At 41.3% G+C, this 26,015-nt stretch carries 27 protein-coding genes and 1 pseudogene; 22 read left to right on the plus strand and 6 right to left on the minus strand.

Features of this window, described 5'->3' with window-relative positions; genetic code table 11:
- Nucleotides 1-190 precede the first annotated feature (190 nt).
- The 5 genes from MKP07_RS09520 (at nt 191) to MKP07_RS09540 (ending at nt 3,923) form a co-directional block, all read left to right on the plus strand.
- Entirely contained in the window at nt 191-793 is a 603-nt protein-coding gene (locus MKP07_RS09520; RefSeq protein WP_240846998.1) for a hypothetical protein, read from the plus strand.
- Between the two features lie 150 nt (nt 794-943).
- Nucleotides 944-2,038: a hypothetical protein gene (locus MKP07_RS09525; protein WP_240846999.1), complete on the plus strand. Its 1,095-nt coding sequence runs from the start codon at nt 944-946 to the stop codon at nt 2,036-2,038.
- 188 nt (nt 2,039-2,226) lie between these two features.
- Nucleotides 2,227-3,036, plus strand: a complete 810-nt coding sequence (locus tag MKP07_RS09530; protein WP_240847000.1) for a DUF4274 domain-containing protein — start codon at nt 2,227-2,229, stop codon at nt 3,034-3,036.
- A gap of 108 nt (nt 3,037-3,144) precedes the next feature.
- Complete coding sequence (locus tag MKP07_RS09535) at nt 3,145-3,630, plus strand: hypothetical protein (protein WP_240847001.1); 486 nt, start codon at nt 3,145-3,147, stop codon at nt 3,628-3,630.
- Nucleotides 3,618-3,923, plus strand: coding sequence for a hypothetical protein (locus MKP07_RS09540; protein WP_240847002.1), 306 nt, complete (start codon nt 3,618-3,620; stop codon nt 3,921-3,923). The genes MKP07_RS09535 and MKP07_RS09540 overlap by 13 nt, the downstream gene beginning before the upstream one ends.
- Here MKP07_RS09540 and MKP07_RS09545 read toward each other — a convergent pair.
- Complete coding sequence (locus MKP07_RS09545) at nt 3,898-4,131, minus strand: hypothetical protein (protein WP_240847003.1); 234 nt, start codon at nt 4,129-4,131, stop codon at nt 3,898-3,900. The two genes, MKP07_RS09540 and MKP07_RS09545, sit on opposite strands and share 26 nt — an antisense overlap.
- Nucleotides 4,132-4,186: 55 nt before the next feature.
- On the opposite strand from MKP07_RS09545, the gene MKP07_RS09550 reads away from it, so the two are divergent.
- The 8 genes from MKP07_RS09550 (at nt 4,187) to MKP07_RS09580 (ending at nt 10,700) form a co-directional block, all read left to right on the plus strand.
- Nucleotides 4,187-4,762, plus strand: a complete 576-nt coding sequence (locus tag MKP07_RS09550; protein ID WP_240847004.1) for a hypothetical protein — start codon at nt 4,187-4,189, stop codon at nt 4,760-4,762.
- 219 nt (nt 4,763-4,981) lie between these two features.
- Nucleotides 4,982-5,500: a hypothetical protein gene (locus tag MKP07_RS09555; RefSeq protein ID WP_240847005.1), complete on the plus strand. Its 519-nt coding sequence runs from the start codon at nt 4,982-4,984 to the stop codon at nt 5,498-5,500.
- 1,382 nt (nt 5,501-6,882) lie between these two features.
- Complete coding sequence (locus tag MKP07_RS09560) at nt 6,883-7,341, plus strand: hypothetical protein (protein ID WP_240847006.1); 459 nt, start codon at nt 6,883-6,885, stop codon at nt 7,339-7,341.
- A 237-nt stretch (nt 7,342-7,578) separates the two neighbouring features.
- Entirely contained in the window at nt 7,579-8,076 is a 498-nt protein-coding gene (locus MKP07_RS09565) for a GNAT family N-acetyltransferase (RefSeq protein ID WP_240847007.1), read from the plus strand.
- Nucleotides 8,077-8,174: 98 nt separating this feature from the next.
- Nucleotides 8,175-8,396 carry a hypothetical protein gene (locus MKP07_RS09570; protein WP_240847008.1) on the plus strand — a complete coding sequence of 74 codons (222 nt, stop codon included), beginning with the start codon at nt 8,175-8,177 and terminating at the stop codon, nt 8,394-8,396.
- A 254-nt stretch (nt 8,397-8,650) separates the two neighbouring features.
- Nucleotides 8,651-8,941, plus strand: coding sequence for a DUF4062 domain-containing protein (locus MKP07_RS42340; protein WP_394803551.1), 291 nt, complete (start codon nt 8,651-8,653; stop codon nt 8,939-8,941).
- Between the two features lie 14 nt (nt 8,942-8,955).
- Complete coding sequence (locus MKP07_RS09575) at nt 8,956-9,528, plus strand: hypothetical protein (protein WP_240847009.1); 573 nt, start codon at nt 8,956-8,958, stop codon at nt 9,526-9,528.
- A 461-nt stretch (nt 9,529-9,989) separates the two neighbouring features.
- Nucleotides 9,990-10,700 carry a Cthe_2314 family HEPN domain-containing protein gene (locus tag MKP07_RS09580; RefSeq protein WP_240847010.1) on the plus strand — a complete coding sequence of 237 codons (711 nt, stop codon included), beginning with the start codon at nt 9,990-9,992 and terminating at the stop codon, nt 10,698-10,700.
- A gap of 220 nt (nt 10,701-10,920) precedes the next feature.
- On the opposite strand, the gene MKP07_RS09585 is transcribed toward MKP07_RS09580, so the two are convergent.
- Together MKP07_RS09585 and MKP07_RS09590 are read right to left on the minus strand one after the other, a co-directional pair.
- A complete protein-coding gene (locus MKP07_RS09585) occupies nt 10,921-11,253 on the minus strand; it encodes a hypothetical protein (protein WP_240847011.1) in 333 nt (110 codons plus the stop codon).
- Between the two features lie 1,697 nt (nt 11,254-12,950).
- Nucleotides 12,951-13,232 carry a helix-turn-helix domain-containing protein gene (locus MKP07_RS09590; protein ID WP_240847012.1) on the minus strand — a complete coding sequence of 94 codons (282 nt, stop codon included), beginning with the start codon at nt 13,230-13,232 and terminating at the stop codon, nt 12,951-12,953.
- A 149-nt stretch (nt 13,233-13,381) separates the two neighbouring features.
- On the opposite strand from MKP07_RS09590, the gene MKP07_RS09595 reads away from it, so the two are divergent.
- The 3 genes from MKP07_RS09595 to MKP07_RS09600 all read left to right on the plus strand — a co-directional run bounded on the left by MKP07_RS09595 (nt 13,382) and on the right by MKP07_RS09600 (nt 14,548).
- On the plus strand, nt 13,382-13,870 hold the full coding sequence (locus MKP07_RS09595; RefSeq protein WP_240847013.1) for a hypothetical protein: 489 nt from the start codon (nt 13,382-13,384) through the stop codon (nt 13,868-13,870).
- A gap of 119 nt (nt 13,871-13,989) precedes the next feature.
- Complete coding sequence (locus MKP07_RS38130; protein ID WP_262919229.1) at nt 13,990-14,124, plus strand: hypothetical protein; 135 nt, start codon at nt 13,990-13,992, stop codon at nt 14,122-14,124.
- Nucleotides 14,125-14,350: 226 nt separating this feature from the next.
- Nucleotides 14,351-14,548 (plus strand): hypothetical protein, encoded by a 198-nt coding sequence (locus tag MKP07_RS09600; protein WP_240847014.1) that lies wholly within the window; start codon nt 14,351-14,353, stop codon nt 14,546-14,548.
- A 52-nt stretch (nt 14,549-14,600) separates the two neighbouring features.
- Here the strand turns inward: MKP07_RS09600 and MKP07_RS09605 are convergent, their stop codons facing one another.
- The gene (locus MKP07_RS09605) at nt 14,601-14,756 is read right to left on the minus strand and encodes a hypothetical protein (protein ID WP_240847015.1); all 156 of its coding nucleotides are present in this window, start codon (nt 14,754-14,756) and stop codon (nt 14,601-14,603) included.
- Nucleotides 14,757-15,123: 367 nt separating this feature from the next.
- Between MKP07_RS09605 and MKP07_RS09610 the strand changes: the two genes are divergently transcribed.
- Complete coding sequence (locus tag MKP07_RS09610) at nt 15,124-15,972, plus strand: glycoside hydrolase family 43 protein (protein ID WP_240847016.1); 849 nt, start codon at nt 15,124-15,126, stop codon at nt 15,970-15,972.
- Nucleotides 15,973-16,481: 509 nt separating this feature from the next.
- Nucleotides 16,482-18,962: pseudogene (locus tag MKP07_RS09615) on the plus strand (DUF5695 domain-containing protein).
- Nucleotides 18,963-19,209: 247 nt separating this feature from the next.
- Here the strand turns inward: MKP07_RS09615 and MKP07_RS09620 are convergent.
- Both MKP07_RS09620 and MKP07_RS09625 read right to left on the minus strand, forming a co-directional pair.
- The gene (locus MKP07_RS09620) at nt 19,210-19,863 is read right to left on the minus strand and encodes a DUF6805 domain-containing protein (RefSeq protein WP_240847017.1); all 654 of its coding nucleotides are present in this window, start codon (nt 19,861-19,863) and stop codon (nt 19,210-19,212) included.
- The gene (locus MKP07_RS09625; protein WP_240847018.1) at nt 19,832-21,481 is read right to left on the minus strand and encodes a glycoside hydrolase family 127 protein; all 1,650 of its coding nucleotides are present in this window, start codon (nt 21,479-21,481) and stop codon (nt 19,832-19,834) included. Before MKP07_RS09625 ends, MKP07_RS09620 begins: the two co-directional genes overlap by 32 nt.
- Before the next feature lie 252 nt (nt 21,482-21,733).
- Between MKP07_RS09625 and MKP07_RS09630 the strand changes: the two genes are divergently transcribed.
- The 4 genes from MKP07_RS09630 to MKP07_RS09645 are packed head-to-tail and all read left to right on the plus strand — an operon-like array spanning nt 21,734 to nt 25,924.
- Nucleotides 21,734-22,189, plus strand: coding sequence for a ligand-binding sensor domain-containing protein (locus tag MKP07_RS09630; RefSeq protein WP_240847019.1), 456 nt, complete (start codon nt 21,734-21,736; stop codon nt 22,187-22,189).
- An 11-nt stretch (nt 22,190-22,200) separates the two neighbouring features.
- Nucleotides 22,201-22,875 (plus strand): ligand-binding sensor domain-containing protein, encoded by a 675-nt coding sequence (locus MKP07_RS09635; protein ID WP_240847020.1) that lies wholly within the window; start codon nt 22,201-22,203, stop codon nt 22,873-22,875.
- Nucleotides 22,872-24,302: a ligand-binding sensor domain-containing protein gene (locus tag MKP07_RS41075; RefSeq protein ID WP_317235978.1), complete on the plus strand. Its 1,431-nt coding sequence runs from the start codon at nt 22,872-22,874 to the stop codon at nt 24,300-24,302. The genes MKP07_RS09635 and MKP07_RS41075 overlap by 4 nt, the downstream gene beginning before the upstream one ends.
- Nucleotides 24,303-24,337: 35 nt before the next feature.
- Complete coding sequence (locus MKP07_RS09645; protein ID WP_262919673.1) at nt 24,338-25,924, plus strand: hybrid sensor histidine kinase/response regulator transcription factor; 1,587 nt, start codon at nt 24,338-24,340, stop codon at nt 25,922-25,924.
- Nucleotides 25,925-26,015 lie beyond the last annotated feature (91 nt).

Below are 26,015 nucleotides of genomic sequence, written 5' to 3' on the forward strand. Positions count from 1 at the left end.
TTGTTTACAAATCAATTTACAATGTTTTGCGGGCAATTCATACCTACCGTGTTTATGTTTGTAGAGGTATTGATTTAAAAATTGGATCGTAAAGAAATAGGAATAAGAACAGCGTATAATCCCGGAAAATGCCCGTCCCCAATTTGGCTTGTAAACAGAATTGATATTATTTAACCAACAAACAAAAATCATGAAAAGAGTTACTTATGCATTGATGGTATCGCTTGTGGTGATAAGCGGGCTGGTATTTGCCAATCGCGAAAATAAAAATGAAACGCCTAAAAATATGGCACCGCAACCACTTACTGATGCCGAAAGGAGGGCGGCAGTGAAGCAATGGGAAGCAACGCCCGAAGGTATAAAATACAAAGAATGGGAAGCTTCTCCCGCCGGTAAAAAAGTGTATGCCAGCGAAGCTAAAATAAGGAAGCATATTAAAGGGTATACCAATATGGAGGCCGTGGTAACGTCTCTTTCACTTCCGCCCGGCTCAAGATTAGGTTTCGGGGTGATGGTTAGGATTGACGGTGCCGACTATATTCTGAGGTTTGACGATAAGCCGCAGCAGCTAACCACCTTGAAGGTGAACGACAAAATAATAATAAAGAGCCATGCCGTATCGCACGCACCCAAATATGCCTATCCGATCATATCGGGAGAATATGCAGAACGGGATGGTAAAGTGCTTTATAGCCATCTCCCCGCAAAGGTGGTTGTTGAGGAGTATACAACCAGGTGCTTTGTTTCCAATTCTTGTTTTAGCGCTCTTTTGGGGGCGCTTTTTTCTTCTTGATTGTTATTGCAATAGTGTGGCTAAATAAAAACGTTGGTATAGTTTACAACTATTGAATAACAAATTAAAATAGTGAGTAACATTTAATAACAGAATGGTTTCGCCTATATTTGAGTTAGCTGCAATATTCCCAAATCATTAGGAGAAAAGATGACACCGGAACTTAAAGAAATAGAAAAACAAATCCCTGGAAAACATAAATTTGGATTTACTCCAAAGTATAAATCAGATTTCCATACTCAGCTTTCTGAAAAATCATTTTTTGCAATTACAAACCAGGTATTTGAAAAGCTCGAATGGAAAGTAATCTATATTGATGAGCATTCGACTAAAGCAAGACGAAAAACGAAAAGCCTGGGAATGACTCAATATACGGAATCCATCACTGTTTCATATGATTATGGTAACGTAACAATAAAAAGCGAATCTTTAGGGAATGAGATTTGGGACAATGGAAGAAACTCAAAAAGAGTTCGTTTATTTATTAAAGTGTTTCAAGATATTGCAAAGACATATAATCGAGAAGAGTTAAAACAATTGGAAAAAGAACAAGAAGCCGAAGAAAATTGGGATGATTATCAACTTCCTTCGGAATTACCCGCACCTAAAAAAGTAAAAACACCTAATATTTTATTTCCTATCGTAATCGCAATTTTGACTTCAATTATTTTAGCATTTGCATTAGCAAAAATTTCAATAACAGGAAAATATATGATTTTTTTGTTTGAGTTTGCAGTAGGGTTAGGCATTGCATTTTCCCTAAAACTTGGAATTAAGCTTGGAAATTATACAGATATTATCAAGTTAAGAAACATATTAATTGCATCAATAATAATTGTTTTCATCGGAAATCAAATATTTCAATATAACATCGTTGTAAATGAAAACAATTTGGGAGGAATAGAATTTTTTGGATTTATAAAATTAAAGCTGCAGCAAGGTTTAACAATCAAAACATTAAATCTTGGAAGTATTGGACTAATTATAAGTTGGGCGATTCAACTGGGCTTAACATTCGTATTTGGTTATTTATATTTGATGAGATTTTTAATCAATTATGTTATTAAACGGGTACCACAAGAAGTTACGGATTTTGCATTCTATCATTTTATAAAAGGAAAAGATGAACAGCAAGTTAGACTGGAATTATCTGCTTTAGGATGGTCAAATGAAAATAATCAAAATGAAGTTTTCGAAGCAATCGACGGAATCCAGGGAAACAACGAAATGAACAGAACAACTTAAAATATTACGGCTAACGAGCAGTTCGGCAAAAGAGCGCAGAGCAGCTAGGTTGAGCGTATGTACTTAATTGTGCTGCCAATGTTGTGGGCATTAACTACGTTCTCGCAAAGCCTAACCTTTCCGCTGCTTTTTCCGCTCTATTGCCAAGCCACAGAATTATTACGTACTCCTAATTAACACCACTTCATATGACAGAGCTATCACCTCACAGGAAAAAATTCATTGACGACAACTTCTATGAAGCACAGGCAGACAAGGAGCTTGACCGACAGAAATTTAACCTATTGACAAATCCCGAGGAACTTCATTATCTGGCTGATCAACATAATTGGGATGACGGGGTGACGATATTACAATGGATTGCGGAAAGTAAAAACTGCAGCCAGGCCACTGCATTGCAAATTTTTTGGCTGGCACAACCACAAGACTTTCAAACCTACAAATTGACGGAAAGTCTTAAAGACGATGATGCTGATCAAACCTTTAGCCTGCTAAAAACGATCTACAAAAACTACCAGGAAGGTTTTTATCAAAAAGCAGATATACATTTTGACCCGGCCATTCATATAGAAAAAGAACAACAGGTTCCAGACTTTATGAAACAACCCACAAACGGAGAAGAAACTTATATTTATTTAGACAAAAACGAGGTGGATAGTTGGTTTGGCGAAGGTTTAGCAAATAAAATAACCCGCTGCGACAGCGCCATGGAGTTGTTTAATATTGCTTCCTTTACAAAATCGGTAGACGCGGCAAAGCTAATTTTAAACCATCCCTTATGTGACAAAGGAATTGCAGTGTTGCTTTTTTGGCGATTAAAAACCTTTGCCAATATGTGGTACGAAACCAACTCGATGGCGGCAGATATCATTGGCAAAATTCGTAAAAATGAATTTGCTGAAATGGTGGCGTATCATCCAAAGTTGGATAAAGAAATCAAATTGAAGGAACCAAAGCCTAAGTGGGCAATACCGGCAATGATGAAGCAAAAAGTTTAATGGCATCAAACAGGTTTTCTGCCCTCGTTGGGTGTTTTCATCAACCGTTTATAACCAAATGGCTTCACATATATTTGAGTTGGTAGCAATAAATCTAAGACCCTGCAAATGACAAAAGACGACTTTTTAAAACTATTAAGACATTCATCGACAACTGCATATGACTTTGCAAAAAACTATGTTATTGATGACTTGCCGAACAATTTTAAATATTCTGTGATTTTGAACGCTTCCTCTGACGACCACAGTTTGACACAATTCGACATCTATCCTAATGACAATGACAAGCAAGTTGAGCTTATAAAAGAAAATGAAGTTGCTGAACTTTTATGCAGGAAAGACAAAGTTCCTGTTTGGATAGACATAGCTGTTGAATGCGTTTATAAAAGAAACACAATTTTCAAACTACTTTGTGCAGGGCGTTATTCTGACAACCCAGAAGAGTTCTATTATACCGGAAATGGGACAGGACCATTTGGAGTCAAAAGTCCAAACTTACCATTCGACTATGTAGACGGAAATAAATTTGAACTTAAAAAAATACAAAAAGTCGCTATTAAATTAGTTGAAACGAAATTAAAATGTTGGGAGTAAGAGTAAAAATAATTGAGTTTGTGGATGACTCACAACCAGGTTGGGTTCGCTGTGTATTGACAGATGCATTTGGGAGGAAATGGTTTTTTATGGAGAAAGTTCCAATTGTTACAGCTGACTATTTAGACGAAAAATCTTCTTATCCGCAATACGGTGTAATCAACTGTGTAATTATAAGTGAAAACGGAAAAGATAACCATATTAACATTGACACAAGTAAGCCTTATGGAGTTTATTCAGAGGAGGACAATACGAATTTCACGATTCTTAAAACTCAACTAATTGACGAGTAATTTTACTGCCACCAACAATTGGTTTTGCAAGAGTGCGGCTGACAGTCATAGGCTCAACTTCGGTAATTTTATTTGTTCCTTGGTTGGTGTTTTTCCCCAGCCAATCAGCTTCTATAAAAGCGGTGCTTAGCAGCGACAACAGCGTATAACTAACATAAACGTTTGTATTGCTTACAAGTGACTGACAGTAATTCGAAATTTCAGGCAACAGTTAATAACCAATGGTTTCACATATATTTGAGTAAGTAGCAATAGAAAAACCTATGCAAACGAATAGAGAATTTTATTTTTCAGTTGGGATAAATGACATTCCCTGGGATAGGCTGGTTCATTGGTATGGACGTGCGACTGACTTTCCGGCTTATTTTTATGACCTGCTTTCCGGCGAGCCAACGCGGCAGAAGGCTGCTATTGACCAAATTGGAATAAACATCGAGCATCAGGACGGCATAATGATGGCAACACCATTCACCTTACTATTCCTGTTCCGACTTCTTTCTTTCGACAAGACTAATAAAGAACAGATCCTAAGCAAAATTTTGACCGTTGCAAAAGCCGCCCAATTTCAGCTGCAGCTTTATGAAAATCGAGAAACACCTACGACCATTAATAGCATCCGGGAACTGCTAAGTGGGAAATATATCTGGCCGGAATTTGAAAGCGAACACCAGGACGAAATAAATGGGGAAGTATATAATTACGATGATGTGCATTATTATTGGCTGAAGTATACTTTTGATATTATAGAGACATTTTCATTTATTTTGGCAAGACTTACTGAGAAGAATGAAATAGATATTTCCGGTCAAATTCTGAAAATTATCGAAAATCAGCGATAACATGTTTGGACTATTTTCAAAGAAAAATAAAAGTGAATGCCCGATCGACATGGAAACAAGGCTATGGATGGAAAACGCTTTTCTTTGGTTGGCTACTCAATTCGGACATGATAATATTGCTACAAAACCAATGCTCTTACCACACCTGAGCATTTCCCCGTTCGATATGACGGCTCAGAGGAATCATTAACCAGGACAGCAGCAATTATAGCCAGGCAAATGGAGCTTGAGATTAGTGAAATCAACCTCGACACTTATGAGCAAAGTCTTCAGGAGTTCAACGGCGGCTTTGGACATCGTATCTGGACTGAGGTAGACAAAGGCAGCGGTGAAGAAATGGCTGCGGGCCTATACTTTGATAAAAACGAGCAGGGAAAGTATGAGATCTTTATTGAAAAGAGGAATTTGAATGATCCCGAAAACCTGGTGGCAACAGTTGCCCATGAGTTTGCTCATATCAAACTTTTGGGAGAGAAAAGGCTTGATTTTAATGATGAAGAGCTGACAGATTTGACGCCGGTTGTATTTGGCCTGGGAATATTTAACGCGAACTCATCTTTTAAAGAACATAAAACATACGATGGTTATGGGCACAATAGCATCGGCTATTTAAAACAAAAAGAATGGGGGTATGCGCTTGCGCTATACGCGTATTTCCGGGAAGAAGAAAACCCGGACTGGATAAAGTACTTAACGCCCAACATAAAATCTGATTTCAAAAAAGCATTGATTATATAAACGCCAATACGGACAAGGTTTTTCAAGAGCCCTATAAAGGCGATAACTAACACTTATAGCATCTTTCAACTCTGGTTGCGCCTTAGTTGGTGTTAGAGCATTGAATATTAATGACACTCTTTCGTCTTTTTTGTTAAAGGAGACCTCTCATTACGTCCACGATAGTTATCGGGACTCCATTCGACGTAATGACCCTTGTATGTCATCGCCTCATTGATTTTGCTTGCAAATTCCCTGGTCAAAAAGGCAACAACGGCGATGTAGGGGAAGGCCAACAATGGCAAAAATGCATTGTGTTTGCCAAAACAATATAAAGCCACATGCCCTACCTATACCAAAGCGATACAGGAACGATACACGAAGGATACAGCCAGGATATAGAAAGGATACAGCCAGGATACAGAATGGATATAGCCAGGATATAGAAAGGATACAGCCCGGATACAGAAAGGATACAGAAAACATGTGCTTTGGGATCAGAAGGGGTCAGGAGGGATCACAAGGGATCATTAGGTGTCATTAGGGATCAGAAGGGATCAAAAAAATAAACCGCCCCATTGATATCCTAATTTTATAATCGACAAATGTTTTAAAAATGAAACACAAATACCATACAACCCCGCTTGTTAGCTTTGCCCATATTTTAGGCGCTGCCGATGTTTTTGAGGTTGACAGAGAATATTTTTTGCATGCTGAGAATAGCGTAATTCTCGGTTGGACTTTTTTCACCAAACACTCGTATCGTGTTTGGTGCTCATTATGAACCATTCTGTCTGCATGGTTTACAAGCATTAAATAGCCATTTAAAATATTGAGCAACATTTTATAACAGAGTTGTTTCGCATATATTTGAGTTACAGACAACCATATGAACATTGTGCAGAAATATGATAACAAAAAAAAATACTAATAGCTGGGCTAACTTTAATAGCGACAATAATAATAATTAAAATGGGGTTATTTGACTTTTTAAAACCAAAATCCAGCAACGGGCAATTTGTTAATGAGGCATCTTTCAATAGCAACCGAGACAAACAAATGCAAATGACGCCGCAAACACTTGGCGAATTAAGAAAACTTAATGTTACGGCTGACACGGAATTAAAACTTGAATATTTTTTTACACTAACGCGGCAGACAAGGCAGAGCAATTGGCAACTGAAATCCGCAAATTGAATTACTCAGTTCAATATGGCGTTTCGGCTGGTGACAAGAAGTTGTTTATAGTAACCGGATGGACAACAAAAATGAAGATCGCAGATGAAATTGTAAAACAATGGACAAAAAAATGTGCGAACTTGGATATAAATTTGACTGCGAATTTGACGGTTGGGGAGCAGACCCAAGACCGGCCCCAAATGATAAAATAAATATTACTGAAAATGCGTTTGACGGACTTCGGTATGGCGTTTTCTGTGACAGCAAGCCAACTTGGACTTTCATTACCAACAGACAGTACAATTGTTTATGGAGTAATTATGGATTGGGAAATGGGTGGTTCGACAGCAACAATAGCTTCTTATCAGACAGGTGACGCAAGTTTGTATTTAAGCTCAGGCGGTGGCGTTATCGGTGGTGGACAACACGAGAATGTTAGTAATGCAGCAAAGCGATTTGTGAGTTTATCACAAACCTTTCTTTACAAAGCGACAAAAATCGAAACGAAAACTTTGCCGACAACAGACCAAATAAAATTCTATTTGCTAACAAACAAAGGGATGTATGGTGGACAAGACATAATGAATAACTTTGAAAATAAATCTTCCAAATGGTTGCCACTATTTGAAGAAGGAAATAAAGCCTTAACCGAACTCAGACAAACAACGCCAGAAAAGGAATGACAAAATGACTGCTTGTAACATCAGTTGGTAATAGTGGGGTAGATACTTGTCAGATCATCATTTGTAGTTCTATTGGGCGTTTCTACAAAATATTAGGCTAATGTTCTCCAAATATCGCCTACCTCTTCGCCCTGGTTGGGTGTTTTCACCCACCAGTCATCTTTTGGCACTCTTGGCAGATCGCGCTTTATAATAATCAAAATCGCCGCCGTTTATTTATTTTTACGGTATCTCCATATGTACCAACAATTAGAAACCGAGCGCCTATTCATAAGGCCTATAACAACGGCAGACAGCCCATTTATACTTACACTGGTAAATACGCCCGGCTGGCTACAATTCATTGGCGACCGGCATATACACAACAGCCATGATGCTGAAAAATATATCCAGAAGATCCTCGACAGCCAAAATTTCTTTTACAGCGTTTTTGAAATTAAAGCAACCCAACAGCCCATTGGTATCGTAACTTTTTTATACCGGGATAACCAGGAGTTTCCCGACATTGGGTTTGCCCTCTTACCTCAATTTGAAAAGCAGGGCTACGCATTAGAGGCCAGCCAAAAATACCTGGACGAAATTATTGCGCAAAAAATAACGCCCACTGTTATCGGTATTACCCTTCCCGAAAATAAAAACTCCATTCAACTACTGGAGCGGTTGGGGCTGAAATTTCAGCGCTATGTTATTAAAGACGATGAGCGGCTAGCAGTATACGCTATCGACATTCAATAGTTACAGACGGAGCTTAGTTCAGTATTTGAGCGCCTTACGGTTTTCCGTAAGAAAGGCATTTAGTGCTACAATATATTTGAAGCCATATAAGTCATCATATGGCGCAGCGCAAACAATACAACCTCAATACAAAATACGGCCGGGGCAAAGCCCGCGAGCAGGCCCGGTACAATTACGATAATGGTACACCCGAATACCGGGCCGATATTGACAACATGAAAACCATTGCCTGGCTGGTGATCATCGTAATTGCCATTATAGTAGGAGCGATCACTTATTCTGTTTCAGGTACAGCAGGGTTGGTTAAATGGCTGAAATAAGAAATACGGGAAAAATACCCCCTTTATAATTTGATAATGTTTTTTTATTTTTATGGCTGTACCAAAACGTACTAAACATGAACGATTCTTAGCGAGCAATAAAAGCACATTTTCATAAATCGTTTGCAAGTGTTTTAAATAATTATAAACGATTAAAACGCTTAAATACTAAAATAAGATTTTGAGCGTCAACATCTGACAAAACTATTTCGCATATTCGAGTTACCTGCAATACAATCAACCCATTCTGATAGATGAAAATATTTTTAAGTTCGACTGCTTACGACTTATTGGACTTCCGAGCAAAAATTGTTGAAGTATTAAATAAGAATGGACATGAAGTTATTTTTCATGAAAGTCCAACTTTTCCAGCGAAAATAGACTTGCATTCACATGACCAATGCCTGCAAGCTATTGAGGAATGTCAAATGGTGTTATGTATTATTGACAAAAGATATGGAGGGAGATATAGCGGAGATTTATTAAAAAAGAAAAATCATTCAAATTTTCGATTTCAGGGTTTGATGCGAAAGGCGAAAGATTAAAAGAAGAAATTGATATGACAGTCGCAAAAATGAGTATAACATGGTGCGAATTAGAAAGAGCATATACTTTGAATAAAAATGTAATCACATTCTGCAGACAACGAACTTTGGATGAAAAAGATACCAGACGACATAATCAATATCTAAAAACATTCAAACCTGCTTATGCTGAAAAAAACGAGTTGTTTGACCTGATTGATTGGATAACTAAACAACGAAGAAATAATTGGATTGTACCATATAGTACTATTGTTGATTTTGAAGAAAAGTTAAAAGTTTACATCGATGAGTATGATAAACTCAAACTGAAAACAACAGTTAGTAAGAAATATACAAAAAATAGAATCTGCATAATTGTAGAGGGGGAAATAGATAGAATTGTAGTTCAAACGCTTATCAGAAAATCAAAAATTCAGGGAGACTTTGTAATTATTCCTTCTTATGGAAAATATAGAATTGTTCAGAATACTAATGACTATATAAGACCATTTGCTGAAACCTTTGACCAAGTAATTGTGCTTGTCGACACAGACGCAAAAACCCAGAACAATTTGAGACTTTCAAGAAGAATGCACAAACTCTATTAGATAACTTAATAAAACCAAATGTACATTTTTACGGTGCAAATCCAGAAATAGAAGCATGGATTGTTGCAGGTATAGATGAAGATTTGTATAGAAAATATGAAGGTTATATAACAAAAGAGCTGTTTAAAGATTTTTATGATATACCCACAATTGACAATGTTAGAGCTTATATGAGGAAATTCAACATTGCACAAGCTCTACAATTGTCAAATGATATGCAATTATTTGTATCTTTTCTAAGAGACATAGCATTCATGGAAAGAATCTAAAATGTACTGCAGGTAACACGGGTTTTGCGTCAGGCGGGCTGAAGTGCAAAATTCAACGATAGTTTTTCAATTAAACTTTATTAATAAATTGAAGCTTTGTACTCCGAAACCCGCCCGAACGCAAAGCCTCAAAACGTTAGCGGCAATATTTGGGCTACCTTCCTCAATTAAAGCACCTTTCAATTTTCTATAATGAATAAGACAATTACTTTGAAAGCTGACACATTTAAATATCCGACAAAAGAAGAACGCAAAAAAATTAACCAGGTTATTTCTGAAGTTAAAAATATAGAAGTTGATTATAAGTCTGCAACAATAGCAATATTAGAAAATGAGCCCTTTGAAAATGCCATTAAATCCGAAGACATATATTGGTGGAGCAACTGCCTAACTAATCGACTCGGAAAGTTGAGAGAAACTTACGTTTATGTGCAAACTCATTTTTTAAGAACGAAAGAAGACGTATCAAAAGAATCATTAAACTCTTATACAGACAAAATACTTCTTGACTATTACATAGAAATTTTTTATTACTTTTATTTTTCTTCGAGAGACGTTTTGGGACAATTAATTAATTTAGTTGAAGACTTAAAAATTGAGGAAAATAAAATATTTCTAAACGAAAAATTTGTAGAAAAAGTCAAAACATCAAAAACCAAAGAGGCTTTAAATGACTTTCTAAATAACACTAAAGACTCCTACAAAATAAGAAACTCATTTAACCATAGATTCACACCCACACATATTGACAATCGAGCAACAAAAAATATTACAAAAGAGGACAATACTATTGGATTCAATATACCCGCTGAAATAGAAATTGAAACATTCATTGACGATATTGAAAATCTAATGAATCAAATATCTAGCTTGATGAACATACTTAGTAAAGAAATTAAATAATACTGCTGCTAACAAGCGGTTTTGCAATAGTGCGGCTGACAATCAAAAACTCAACTTTTCTACCACTGTTTCGCGTTCGCCCTTTTTTATTAGCTTCTAAAAATGTAAGTTAGCAAACAAAAATGGCTACGGCTCGCAGAAGTACAAAACTGAACTTTTTGTTCACTATTGCCGCACCATCGCAAAGCCGCCAACCGTTAAGAAGCGGCAGCATCTACTATCAAGCCTTACCCTTTTTGCTGTTGATATATTCAGTCGCTTCTTCATTTGAAATCTTATCCATTATAGTGCCCAGCTTGGTATAGGTAAAACCCATGGAATCTAAAAGCAATTCAATAGTTGAAATTTTTACATCAGACTTACCAGAGAATACATCAGAAATAGTTGCTAACCTTAAGCCTGTTCGTGATGATATCTTATCATAGCTATGATCCAATGATAGATCATTGATACCTTCTTTCTTATTTTTTAAGTGTTTCTTTTTATTGATGAGCAATAGCTTGTTTAATGCGCAAGCTAATTTGAGTTGAGCTGGTATTTTATCCTCATTCAATTTCATTTTGGAAAAGAACAATAAAAAAATATTTTTTACTTACGGTGTAGCGTAAGTATTGTTTTTTTATTATATTTACAGTATGGATTAAAATCAATAATATTGAAGTTTCATATAAACTAATTTGAAAGCTTCACTTGGAGTCTCGTTCTGAAATAGGGCAAACATTAAAGAACACGGGAGGATAAGATGAAGGCTCGCGTCTTTGCGCGAGCTCTCTTATACGTGTTCGGCCTGCCCGGCCTTCAGAACGGTAAGATGAGCCTCGCGCATTTTTTATGCACTCACCTCACCAACGAGACTCATCCACCGCAAACCAGGATGAGTATGCAAACACCTAATAATACCGTTGCTAATACAAGCACCCATAGCCGGGCGCCTCCTGCCAAAGTATTGATAGCATTAGTTCTTTGACAGGATTGTTTTTAATTTCTTCGAACCTTTTTGCTTGTCTGCCACAGGCAGGCTTGTCCAAAAAATCCCGATAGCTATCGGGACAAAAAGACCCACCGGCGGCACTTATCCCGAAAGCATTCGGGACCGGGAAGGGTGCTACTAGCATCTACGAATATATGGTGTGTCCGCCCCTCTGTACCTACCGTGTTATGGGCGGACGCTGATCGGTGAATATGAATGTTCTCGTCCCGGTATCATTGACTCCGATTAAATATCTTAATCGATAGTACTAGTCCCATCATTAAGTCGAATGTTTAAACGGCCTTGATGCACGAGCGTTAAAAAAATGGATGGAGCGAAACGTTAAAAATGCCCACTGTTCGAGCCCGTGGTATCATAGTAAATATTATGGTCTACGTAGCGTCCCGAACCTTCGGGATGGCATTTTAGTGAAGCGTAGTCCATTTTTAGCAAGGGCATCACTCCCGATAGCTATCGGGATGACTTTTTGCTCCACTTTTGTGTTAAGACAAAAGTGGAAAAAGCAGTTTGCGAAGCAGATGACGAAATGAAAAATTAGGCTGAACGAGCATACGACTTCTAACAGGAGATTTCTCCACGCGCTCCACTACGTTGCGCTTGGTCGAAACGACGATAAAGAAAAGCTAAGGTCTCCGAAAAGGCCTCAGACGTAACAGGAGATCTCTCCCCGTCCATGTAGGCCGGGCAGGCATGCGCTCCTGCGTCGCTTAGTCGAAACGACGATAAAAAGAAGCGATGGTCTCCGTAAGGAATCTCCTTAGAGCTTATTCGAACTTTTTGGAATTGGATGTCGAAGGGTTTGAGCCAGCATACGCGGATGATCGTCTTTGGTAGTAATGCTCAATAGGAGTTTCGTCCGCCTTGCAAGCGAAAAGGAAAATGAAGCGGAACGGCGATCCCGCCACGGCGGGATCAAAGCCTGAAGCGCCCATTTTCCGCCAGGGCTACGCAGCGCTGCTCGCCTCAAGACTGACTAGTCCCGAAACTTCGGGATTGGTTCTTTTGTATGCACGGATGGTTGGTAATGACAAAAGAACGGAAAAAGAGACTGCATTTGTCTTCGTAAAAGGAGATCTCTCCCCGTCCATACGGCCGGGCAGGCGCGCGCTGCGCTTCGGTCGAGACGACGATAGAAAAGGGCTACTGCCTTCATAAGAAATTTCCAGGAAAGGCTCCTTAAATCGTTCAACGCTACGGCTACCGGAATGAGTGATATCCTCACCCTAAATAACTGGAACAAAATAACAAAGCAGTAAACGCTACTTCCGTTTCTTCTTTGTCTTGGCTGTTTCGTAAGGCGTTTCCTCATCAGCTGCAAGCGGCAACTGCTCGGCAGGGTTTAGGTCGGCGCAAACATACTCCAGCAGGTTGCCGGGATCAACACCAATAGCCAGGGCTATCAAATACAATTCCTCCGCCCGTAAATGACTGCGATCATTTAGCGTTAGTTCGTTCATGCGGGCTTTGGATAACCCGGCTTTGCGTGCTGCTTCCGACTTGTTTACAGAACGCTGCGACAAAAACAATCCTAATTTAGTCATTGACCTTAAGCGTTTTAGATGTCAAAATTCACACATTAAAGTTAGTTCAAAAAATACCCACTTCATAGGTTGAAAATAAAAAATAATTCTATACCTTAGTGTAGAATTTCTATACGAATATTCGTTTAACCTATGCTAAAAACACAGTTATGTTAACACCATTACATCTACAGGCTGTGGCATCGCCACTATTATGCCCTGTTTTCGATGAAGCCAAATGGCTTCGCGTGCTATTTACCATCAGCGATACCGAGCAATGGCTGCAGGAGCAGCAGGTACAACATCTCTATCGCCTGCCACTAAAAAATCATAGAAAGCTGCTGCGTAAAAACTGGTACCTGGGCGCTTCTGCTTTAGCGCATATTGTAGAGCGGCACTACTACAAAATCTCCCGGCATCCGGCTACCGGTAAGTTCACTATCGATATCCCGTATATCATTGCCCATATCCGCGATGCATTTCAACAACAGCCGGAGCCTATACCCCAAAGCAGCAACCTGCAAAGGGTTTGGGATGCCGGCGAGCCTATCGGTTATGATGATAAAGGCAATACCGTGTCTGTACTCACCGTAGTGTCTGATGCCGCAGGTAGCATTATTACGGCGTTTCCGGGCAATATCCATCAATCTTTAACCTAAACCTATGAAGTGAGTATAAAAGTCAGCTAGCTACAATATAAACCAGGCAATGATGATTTTTATGCGAATTCCCTGTCTGCTGACAGGCATCTGACCATTTTAAAATAAAAAAATAACAGATGAAAAAGCACCATTTACACCCCGGGTATTTGCTGAACCGCATTGCGGCCAACTATAGCGGCAACCCGGCAAAGGCTGATCCTATGCGGGTATTACAATCCTTTTTGATTATGCCGGGCGTGCCGAACAAATAAAAGCTTTTGATGATTATTGCCGTGCCGCCCTAAAAGACAGCTATAGCTGGTTGCGCGGCAGTCCGGCCAATGCCTTGCATTATGGCGAGCAGCTGGAGTTATTAATAGAAGCCTGTTACCTCCTGCACCAGCAGGAGGGCCGGTACCGGTGGTCCGGGTACAATGCCGTGGCTGTGTCTGTAGCAGAGTTTCCCGTACTGCTTAGTTCAAAGAGTTTGCCAACCCTATGGGTTTTATTGCTAAGTTTTTTGAAAAGCGGTCTTTACGCCGCTGGAAGCAATGGCTGCACCTGTTTACTACAGCTGCTTTATCCAACGGTTCACTGGCAGAAGAAATGGATGCGGCCGATATTTTTACTTGTATCAACTATATGAAAAAGCTGGTGGATACTGCATCGCGCCTGTTAGCATTGCAGCAAGGCTAGCAGTGGTTTTCAGGTAATGCCGCGTTGCCGGGGCGGCCTGGCCGGTGGGTAATTACCCTCGGGCAAACAGGTCGCTCATGGTAACCTCTGCCACCACACGCCCGGTAAAATCTTCGTTTTTCTTTACGCCAAACGTAGTGATAAGCGTAGGGAAGATGGCTTTGCGTGTTTGAGTTTGTCCGGTAAATACGGCTACTTTTTGCTGCACTTGTGGATGGTTTTTACATTATTTATAATTGTCCATAAAGGCATAAAAACTTAGTAGTGGACAGATATAAAAACTTATAATTGTCCATAACTCCCTTTTTGCAATGGCATTTCCTGGTGTTTTTGAGCGTATGGCTATTGCTGTAATCATTTGAATTGCAGTATATTTATTGCTTTCACCACCCTCTTGTTTATGAAAATAATAAATATGCGATTGATAAAACCAGCCCTGCTATTGGCGTTTACCGTTTGCTACTGTATTGGGTTGGCTCAAAAAGGCCGGTTGTGCTTCGCCACGACATTCCGCTGGATTCAATTCGCTTAAGCGATCCCTTTATACTGGCCGATAAAAAACAGCCACCTATTATATGACCGGTACCGGTGGCGGTTTATGGAAAAGCAAAGACCTGAAAACCTGGACCGGCCCTTACCGGGTAGTGCAGGTAGATACCAATTCGTGGATGGGCCCGAGGCCTGTAATATGGGCAGCCGAATTACATGAGTATAAAGGACGGTATTATAATTTTGCCACTTTTACCAACCCGGCAGTAATGATTGATACCGTAAAGGGAAACCCTATTGAACGCAGGGCCAGCCATGTGCTGGTAAGCGATCAACCCGATGGTCCGTATGTGCCCATGAAGGATAGGACTTACTTACCCGCTAACATGCCCACCCTGGATGGCACTTTTTGGGTAGATAAAGATCAGAAACCCTACATGGTGTATTGTTACGAATGGCTACAGAACTGGGATGGTACTATTGAAAAGATAGAATTGAAACCCGACCTGAGCGGCAGCATTGGTAAAGGGCATTTGTTGTTTAAAGCCAGTGCATCGCCGTGGAGTAAGGAGCGTGATGAAAAAGGTAATATTATTTTTAATAAGGTAACGGACGGTCCTTTTTTATTTAATACACAAACAGGCCGCCTGGGCATGTTATGGACCAGCTGGATCTTTAATGTATACACACAGGGTGTAGCTTACTCTGAAAGCGGCACACTCGATGGTCCCTGGGTGCACGAAAAAGAACCCATAACGCCACCCAATTTCGGCCATGGCATGTTGTTTAAAACCTTCGAAGGCAAGCTGCTGATGTCCGTACATAGCCATAGAGAAGACAAGCCCGGTCAAATCATTCGCATTCCCCATTTATTTGAAGTAGATGACTCCGGCGACCGGCTGGTGGTAGGTAAAGAATATCGCCCCGGCCGTTGATGTCATTAGCAGGTTTAAATCTGGTTAAAAGAGGTTAATTAACATACAGAGAAATTTAATGCAGTAAGGTACTTTAGTAGCTTACAAAGAAATGGGTGAATGATGAATGACGGTTATTGAAGTGATATGAAGCGTTGTCAGGCTGAGCATGTCGAAGCCATAGGGTCTTAAGCGATGTCTGTCAATACCCTTCGTCTTCCGATAGCTATCGGAACAGGGTGACATTATGGTTAATTGGCCCATTCAACTACTAAACCCCTTTCTCCTAAATACCATATATGCGAAAAACGCTTATTGTCCTCTCTCTTTTATATACAAGCTTCTCAGGGCTGGCCCAATCCCCTGGGAGCGGCTGGCCAAAGCCCCGTCCACACTACAGATAGAGCAAGGCTTCGACACCTATCGAACCCCGAATTTATTATAAAGCTGGTACGCGCTTCACAAACCGTTGCAGCCCTGCATCCCAATAGCCATCCCAGTTTCGACTTTACCCCGGCGATAGCCTGAAAGTGCGAAGCAGCAATGGCCTGTACCACCTGGGCGATCTAAACCTCAGGTTAAAGCAACCCGGCGATACTGCCTGGAAAAGCTTTTCAACAGCGGCCGCACGTAAACCGGTAGCCGCTATTAAGGCTACTAATGGTGTTCTTGCCGGAGCTGATATTACCCCAACTTTTGCTGCTGATATGCCTTTGCAGGTAAAGCGTTTCTGGGAGATAAAGAATAATAAACTGCTGTTGCGTTTTGTATTGCATAATGCCACAAAGCGGCCTGTCGAAATAGGCGCACTGGGTATGCCCATGATCTTTAATAACCTTATTGAAAGAAGAACATTGGAGCAGGCACATGTACAGAATGTTTTTTACGATCCGTATATAGGAGGTCGTGGGGGTTATTTACAGGTAACCAGATTAAACGGTCATGCGCCATCACTGTTGGTGTTGCCGGAACCTAATACTTCGTTTGAAGCGTATAACCCTTTACTGGATGATCCGACGCCACGCGGCATTGTGTTTGAAGGTTTTTACGAATGGATGGCTTTGAGTAAGGCTTATGCCGAAAAGGAATGGAAACAGGCAGAGCCCTGGAATAAGCCTACTTCGATCATTTTACAACCAGGCGAAACAACAACTTATGGTGTGCAACTCATATTGTCAGGCACGCCGAGGGATATTGAAACAACGTTGAGAAAGAACAACCGGCCTGTTGCTGTAGGCATACCGGGCTATGTAATACCCACCAATGTAAAAGGCCAACTCTTCCTGGAATATAAAAGCCCGGTACAGCAAATAGAAGTGGCACCTAACGATGCGTTAGCGCTTACTAAGATAACCGCTACTGATAAAAGCATACAGGCTTATGCTATAGTTGCAAAGTTATTTGGCCGGGCCAGGGTAACCATTACTTATAAGGATGGTATGCAACAGGTGGTTCATTACAAAGTGATCCATCCGGAGCGAAAGACCATTGAAACATTCGGAAATTTTTCGACCACCAAACAATGGTATGATAATAAAAACGATCCCTTTCACCGGTCGCCGGGTATTATTACTTACGATTATGAAAAACAACAACAGGTAGACCAGGATAACCGTGCCTGGATAGCAGGCCTGAGCGATGAAGGTGGTGCGGGCGGTTGGTTGGGGGCTATGATGAAGCAACTGGTATTGCCCAATAAAACAGAGATCGAAAAGCTGGAACGTTTTGTGGATGAAACCTTATTAGGCCAAATACAGGTGAAAGAAGGGCCTCAACAATACGGTGTCAAAAAAGCCTTTTTATTACGAGCCGGATTCGATGCCGAAAGGCACTTACAGCAGCAATATTAATTTTAAAACCTGGTCTGCATGGCCTTTAAAGGAAGCCAATAATCTGGGTCGCGCCTATAACTATCCGCATGTAGCAGCAGCTTATTGGGTATTATACCGGATGGCCAGGAATCATAAAGGCTTAACCACGCACCATAATTGGGACTGGTACCTGGAGCATGCCTATAATACCATTACCGGTATGATGGAACATGCGCCGTATTACACGCAGTTTGGTTTAATGGAAGGGTCGGTTTTTTATTTTATATTAAAAGACCTGAAGGCTGAAGGCAAAAAAGAAATGGCCGACAAGCTGGAAGCCATTATGAAGAAAAGGGCTATTCAATGGAACAAGCTGGAATTTCCGTTTGGCAGCGAAATGCCTTGGGACTCTACCGGCCAGGAAGAAGTATACATCTGGTGCCTTTTCTTTGGATATGAAGATAAGGCCACCGTTACGCTGAATGCCATATTAGGTTATATGCCTACATTACCGTCATGGGCTTATAATGGTAATGCCCGCCGCTACTGGGATTTTTTATATGGTGGAAAAACGCAACGCATAGAACGTATGATCCATCACTACGGATCGGAGCTGAATGCCATACCGGTGCTTACCGAATACAGGAGAAAGCCCAACGACCTGTATTTGCTGCGCGTAGGCTATGGCGGTGTATTGGGGGTATTGCTAATATTACGGAAGATGGTTTTGCTCCCTGCGCCTTTCATGCGTTTCCGGCAAGTTTAAAAAATGACGGCATTAATGGAGATTATGGATCGGGCTTTTATGGCTATGCCATCAATACCGCTACCTATATTGCCCAGGATAAAAAATTGGGCTGGCTGGCTTTTGGCGGAAACCTAAGCGAAAAGGCCGGTTGGATACATGTTGATATTACTACAGCGGCGCAAAGGGATATTTTTATTGCCCCGGTTGGCTTATGGATTACGTTGGACGCGGGCCAGGTAAAAGCCATTGCTTATAACAAGCTCACCAAAGAGATCAGGTTGACATTGGCCCCTGCTGATGCGCATACCTGGGCTGCTTATTTCAGGTTAGAATCAACAACAGTATCGGCCACAACATATAAACCGGTAACGAATCTTTCATTAGAGCAGGGGCGCTTTGCGTTGCCATTAAATGATGCTACAACAACCGTAGTATTAAAACCAAGTAAATAGGAATTAGTAACTGCTACGGAATCGTTTTTTTTACGCAACTAAACATTTAACCCCGCCTAATAAAGTCGGGAAGACGCGAGGGTAAAGCTGTATAGAGTGTACGGATGGGGCTTTAAGACTACATTTTATAAGATATGTCAAAGGAAATTGCTCATGCATGCATATTTACGAGCGCCTTTAGAATCTTTGTAGCAACCAGCCATTGCAAACATATTCGTGTATTAGTGACATTTTTATGCTTCTACTTTTACTTTCGAATGGTTCGTACCCCGAATACACGACCGGCTGTTTTACCATTGGTGGATTGAACTTTTACCCGGATAGTTGTTTTGTCTTTAACCAAATCCACAGGCAGGCTGTATTCTTCATCAAAGAATTTACCAGGCTTGCCGCCTTTTAGTTCTACCGATGCTACTTTTACATCATCTACCAGTATGTCGAAGCTGCGGCCCTTGTCGTCGCCAATATAGCTAAATAACAAGGCCGTTGGTTTGCCAGCTTCTACTTTCATGTTAAAAGAAAAGAAGCCGTCTCTTCTTACTTCACGCCCGCTGCGACCATAAGCCGCATCAACATAAGATTGTTCGCTGGCTTTAAGGTCATGATCACGTTCGGGCTGCATTTCACCGATGCGGAAATTATCGATGGTTTGTGTTTCTATCAGCTGCTGGCGCTTTTTCTCTGCTTCGTATTCTGCTTGTTTAGCCAGCCAGTCCGCATTGGTAAAATAGTCCCAGTAAACGCTGTAATGATTATCAATATTCTTATAGAACGGTGTCAGCTTCACATCAAAAGGTTTGCCGGTATTTTTAGTTTGAAAGGTTAAGGGTGCCGAAGCGTCTTTAACGATCCAGTCAGTCACATTGCGGTTATCCGTCAATAGTACCGGTATGCCATACACCGGGTCTGGTGTTTTTTACCCAGATCCCCGCCAACACCAGCGGCCCGTACATCAGGGCCACACGATTGGCATTGTCGGGCATGGCTTCGGCATATAAATTCATTTCGAAAGATACCTGCACCTTATCATTATTACGCCACTTATTGGGTACAACAATATAACCCTCATCGTTAACGGTTGTGTTAACGGTTTTGCCATTGATGGTTACAACAGGTATACCCTTGTTCCACCAGGGGTGACGAATTTTAAAAGAAAAGGTTGAGGGCTTTTGAGTGGTAACGGTAAAGCTGGTGGTATTGGCTTCGGGATAAGCAGTGTTTTGTGTAATACTTACTCCTTTGCTTCTCCAGTTGAGCTGCGAAGGAATAAACAGATTGACGTAGAGGCTGCCATCAGCCCCTTCAAAATAAATACTCTCGGTGTATTTGGTATGATTTTCCATGCCACTGCCCACACAGCAGGTAAAGCTATGCAGGGAGTCGCTGAAATGTTTTTTAGCGCCCATGCGCAACGGCTCAAAATAGAGCATCATGGCTGTGTTGGGGTTCTGTGAAGCCAGAATGTCATTGTATAATGCTCTTTCAAAATAGTTCATCAAAGTAGCCGATGGCTTCCAGGCAAAAAGCTGACCGGTAAGCTTGAGCATATTATAAATACAGCAACTTTCAGCTGTATTATCGCTGAGCGCATCGCTGAGCTTACCGGGTTGGCCCAGGTATTCGTAGTTGCCGTTGCCGCCCGTTACATAGCTATGATGGTTCACCAGTATATCCCAGGTTCTTTCAGCAATGGTGGCATCGCTTTTATTGGAAGTAAGGGTGTACTGCCTGGCGGCACCAATGGCTTTGGGAATATTGGTATTAGAGTGTTTGCCTGCAAGCGGATCAGGCTGCCCTTCGGCCAGGGGTTTCATTACGAAGTCGTCATAAAATTTATAAGAAAGATCCAGGTACTTTTTATTGCCGGTAATGGCATAAATATTCGCCAGTATATCATTCATGCCGCCAAATTCGCAACGCAGCATTTTTAGCCTTTGCTCCTCGGTTAAAGGGTTGACAATAGTGGCTGTCCAATCGGCCATTTTAATGACCGCGCCCAGTGCTTTGGTGTTGTTGCAATATAAGTAAGCATCTACCAGTCCGGCCATTACTTTATGTACCGTATACCAGGGTGCCCATCCGCCATTAAGGTCAAAACCACCACTTTTGATCTCACCCCGCTGTACGCCATAAAAAATAGAATCTTCTTTGGGTATGGCGCCAACATAGCCCGTCTTCCGGGCATCCTGGCATTTGATCAGCTCATCTACTATATAATCCACTTTTTGTTTAAAGCGTGCGTCTTTCTCCGAAGCATAGATCATAGAACAAGCCGATAGATAATGACCCAGGGTGTGGCCTGAAAGGCCCTCGCTTTCCCATCCGCCATAGGCGCTGTCTTTAGGTTTGAGGCCGGAGTTCTTATAAAACCGGTTCAGTAACCGGTCTGCTTTCAGCGAAAGTATATAATCACCATTGATCTTCATAGCATGCTTAAACGGACTTTGGCCGGTCAGTTTCACATCTTTCAAGCTAAACGCGTAAGCACCTGCCTTAATAGTGGGCTGTACTTTGAACAATGCATTACTTCGCTCAGGTATGTATGACTGAGCAAAAGCATTGGCTGAAAAAGAAGTGCTGCAAGGGTGGTGGTATATTTAAATCGCATGACAGGATATTATTAAAAGGACAAGCTCTAAAGTAAAAACTGTTTCAAAAACGGCATACGCGCATTTTAACAAAGACTAGGCGTATGTTAACTAAACAATCGGGGTTCTGTTTTTTAAAATTGTTTTGGTGGCTGATTTAAAATAGCCGCTTTTTATTACCTTGTGGGGGCCGATATGTTCCGCAGAACCATACTTTCTACCATTTGTCTGTTGCTTCTTGTTGAGATACTGCAAGCGCAGGATGCTTTTAAAGTTAAATACCTGGACAATAACCAGGGTTTATCTAACAACTCTGTAAAATGTATTTTCAAGGATAGCAAAGGCTATGTATGGTTTGGTACCTACGATGGACTGAACCGTTATGACGGGTATGAATTTAAGGTGTTACGCAACCGTATTAATGATAGTACTTCATTACCTCATAATTATATTTCTGCATTGAATGAGGATAATGATCATAATTTATGGATCGGCATGGGACAGGGTGCTGTAACCTACAATACTTTTACCAATGTAGTGTCACCCGTTTATTATTACCCGCATCAATCTTCGCAAAAACATAAGGTAAGTGTTTATATTAACAGTATAGAGAAAGATAGCGAAGGAAATATTTTTTAGGTACCAGCGGTTTGAGTGTATTAGTGCGGTTTAAGGATCAAAAAGAAGCGGTGCAGATACCACTTTATAATGCAGATGGCAGCTCCAATATTTACGCGTTCGTTCAGGCTATGTATGTTGACCCGCAAAAGCGTACCTGGATCTTTATAGCGGGGTCCGGCTTATACCGCTTTAATTATAAAGCCCGGAGGTTGGATTTGGTTAATGCCGATATCCGTAATTTTTACGTAAACAAAATCGTAGCGGATAACGCCGGTAATTTATGGCTGGGTACTTCAACAGGCTTGCTGAAATACATAACGGCTGCCAACCAGGTTAGCGCTCACTATAATACAACCAACGGCAGACTAAGCGCCAACTATATTACAGCACTTAGTATGGAAGGCAATGACCGGCTTTGGATTGGCACAGACGGGGGAGGGGTGGATATATTGAATACAAAATCCGGACAGATTAACGTTGCCAATAGTGCCAATAAGCCGGGCGGTTTGACGAGCGAATCGGTGCTAACGATATTTATTGATAAAGAGTCTCGCAAATGGGTAGGGACGAATAAAGGTGGTGTGAATGTATTTGATGTGATAGGGAACGAGTTTCGTACCGTACAACGCAATGCTATTTACCCGGGACTTAGCAGCAACTTTATCACTTCTTTTTTGAAGATCAGCAAAATAATCTTTGGATAGGCACTGAAGGCGGTGGCGTAAGCGTTTGGAACGCCGAACGCACCCGGTTTTCAACTTACAAAGAGCCTCAACTCTCCAGCAATACGGTAAGCAGTATGACGCAGGATGGGGAGGGCAATATCTGGATGGCTACTTTTGGTGGAGGTGTTACCCGTTTGGGCCCTGGAGGGAAGGCCGACCATTTCAGGCTGATCAACCAAGGGGATGGGTTTGAAAATAAGATTGCCATTCGCATTTACTACGATTCAAAAAAGAACTTATGGGTGACCACCTATGAAACCGGGCACCTGTATTTATATAATAAGCAGCTGAACCGCTTTGAAACTTTTGATGAATCGCTGGGAGACCTGATGTCGATCAAGGAAGATCAGGCAGGTGTGTTATGGGCCGGTAATGCGCAATCACTGATCCGCATTGATCAGCTAAATAAGCAACACCAGTATTATGAAATAGGGAAAACCGTAAGGGCTATTTATGAAGACCGGCAAGGCCGCTTCTGGGTAGGCTCTGAAGGTGGGGGCTTGGTATTATTTGACAGGAAGACGGGTAAGATTGCCAAACGATACAGCGAAGACGAAGGCCTTTCGAGTAATACCGTAATGAATATATTAGAAGACAGTACCGGTAACTTATGGATCAGCACTGCCAATGGGCTTAATAAATTCAATCCCCAGTCGGCCAAGTTTAACCGCTTTTATGAGTCGGATGGATTGCAAAGCAGCCAGTTTTCTTACCGGGCCGCTATTCAATTAAGGTCAGGGGAGCTGGCTTTTGGCGGTAACAACGGGTTTAATATCTTTTACCCGCAAAGAATAAGGCCCCGCACCTTTTTCCCGAGGTTGGTTATTACCTCGCTGAGGGTGAATAATAAAGACCTTTCTCCCGACCTGGATTATGAAATGAACGGGAGCGGGGATATTACCCGGCTGACGGTTCCTTACAATGAGGCCCTATTATCGCTGCAATTTGCGGCACTGGAATATTCGGCGCCCAATAAAATACAGTATGCTTACTACCTGGAAGGCTGGGATAAGGATTGGAACATGACCGGTAATACCCGTACGGTTACTTATAATAATATACGGGAGGGAACTTATACTTTACGGATCAAATCTACCAATGCCGAAGGCGCCTGGAATACAGTAGAAAAAGTGATGACCATAAAAGTATTGCCACCATGGTTTCGTACCTGGTGGGCTTACCTGCTTTATTTATCAGCAGCAGCAGCCATGGCTATTCTATATATCAGGTATAAAACCAGGCAGGCTAAAATGAAGTACGAGCTGCAGCTTTCACAGGTGAATGCTGAGATGCGCAAAGCTGAACTGGAAAGTGAGCGGATGGAAAAAGAGGTGCAGAAAGCAGAGCTGCAAAAACACATGCAGAATACGAAAAAGAAAAAGCGGAAAGAGAGACTGAGCGGGTAATCAACGACCAGGAAAAAGAGATCAATGAGAAACGGCTGTCTTTCTTCACCAATATCTCGCATGAGTTTCGCACACCGCTTACACTCATTCTCAACCCGGTTAAGGATTTGATTAAACAGTACCAGGGACAGGATAAGGAGGAACTGCGGATTATTGGTTTGAATGCAACACGATTGCTAAGCCTTACAGATCAGTTATTACTATTCAGAAAAATAGAAGAAGGTGCAGAGGGATTACAGTTAAGCCGGTTTGATTTCAGTAAATTATGTAATACAGTCTTTTATTACTTTAAGCACGAAGCAAAAACAAAAGATATCGCTTACACCGTTTCGGGAATAGAAGAGCCCATAGAGATTTGCGGAGATAAAAACAAGATAGAGATCATTTTGTACAACCTGATCTCCAATGCCTTTAAATATACGCCCAGGGCTGGACAGATTGATATACATGTGGTGCAGCAGGATGACGAGGTACAAATAACGATCAGGGATACCGGGGCAGGTATACCCGAGGGTACAGGCAACGCTATATTCGATCGTTTTTACCAGGCAGAGGGGCATATAAAGCTAGGCTTTGGTATTGGCCTTTATATGGTGAAACAGTTTACCGAAATGCACAAGGGTGCTATTGGCTACCAGAGTATGATAGGGAAAGGCACCGCATTTACCCTTCAGCTGCCGCTTGGGCAGGACAAATTTGATGCTATTCCTCCGGAAGAGGAAGAAGGAAGCTCCATCATGACTGCGGATGATTTCGATTCAACAGATGAGGAGGCCCCGGCTTTGTTTCCCGAAATGCCTTTGCTAACCACCAAAAAAGCCATTATTGTGGTAGATGATGATGAAGAGATGCGGAATTACGTGGCTTCGGTGTTCGATGATGAGTTCCTGGTATACAAAGCACAAAACGGTAAAGAGGCGCTGAAAATGGTGACAACTAAGAATCCAGACCTGGTTATCTCGGATATCTCAATGCCGGAAATGGACGGAATTACCCTTTGTGCTACCATAAAGGGTGACGTTAATACGAGTCATATCCCGGTAATCTTACTTACAGCCCACACGTCGCAGGATATAGAGCTGCGGGGAACAGAAGAGGGCGCCGACCAGTATGTGACCAAACCTTTTAACAAAGAGTTGCTGTCAGCCAAAGTAAATGGACTCTTTAAAAGCCGTGCCAGCCTGCAGCAATATTTCTATAACCAGGTTACGCTTAAAAAAGATGTAGCCGAGCAGCCTAATGTTCCGGCCGAGTACCAGGAACTACTGGATAAGTGTATTGCCATTGTAGAAAAACATCTCGACGATAATAGCTTTAATATCGAAACCCTGGCCCGCGAAATGGGCATGAGCCATTCTTATTTATATAAACGTATCAAGCTGATATCGGGGCAATCGGTAAACGGCTTTATCCGGTTTTTGAGGTTAAGAAAGGCCGCAGAGTTCCTGATCACTACCAACGATACGGTAAGTGAAGTAGCTTATTCGGTGGGCTTTAGCGATGTGAAATATTTCAGGGAACAGTTCACCAAACTGTTTAAAATGAAGCCTACTGATTACATGAAGCAGTACCGGGGTAAAATAAGCGGTAATTTAAGAATTGGCAATTCTGACGATAACTAGCCGGTTTGTGGTATTTAATATTGATTTCTTTTGCTAAATAAACCAATTTACCCCGTTTTTTATACGAATTTCTCCATGATTCCGGCAACAG

Origin of the sequence: Paraniabella hibiscisoli (assembly GCF_022512515.1) — a bacterium.
Classification (GTDB): Bacteria; Bacteroidota; Bacteroidia; order Chitinophagales; family Chitinophagaceae; genus Niabella; species Niabella hibiscisoli.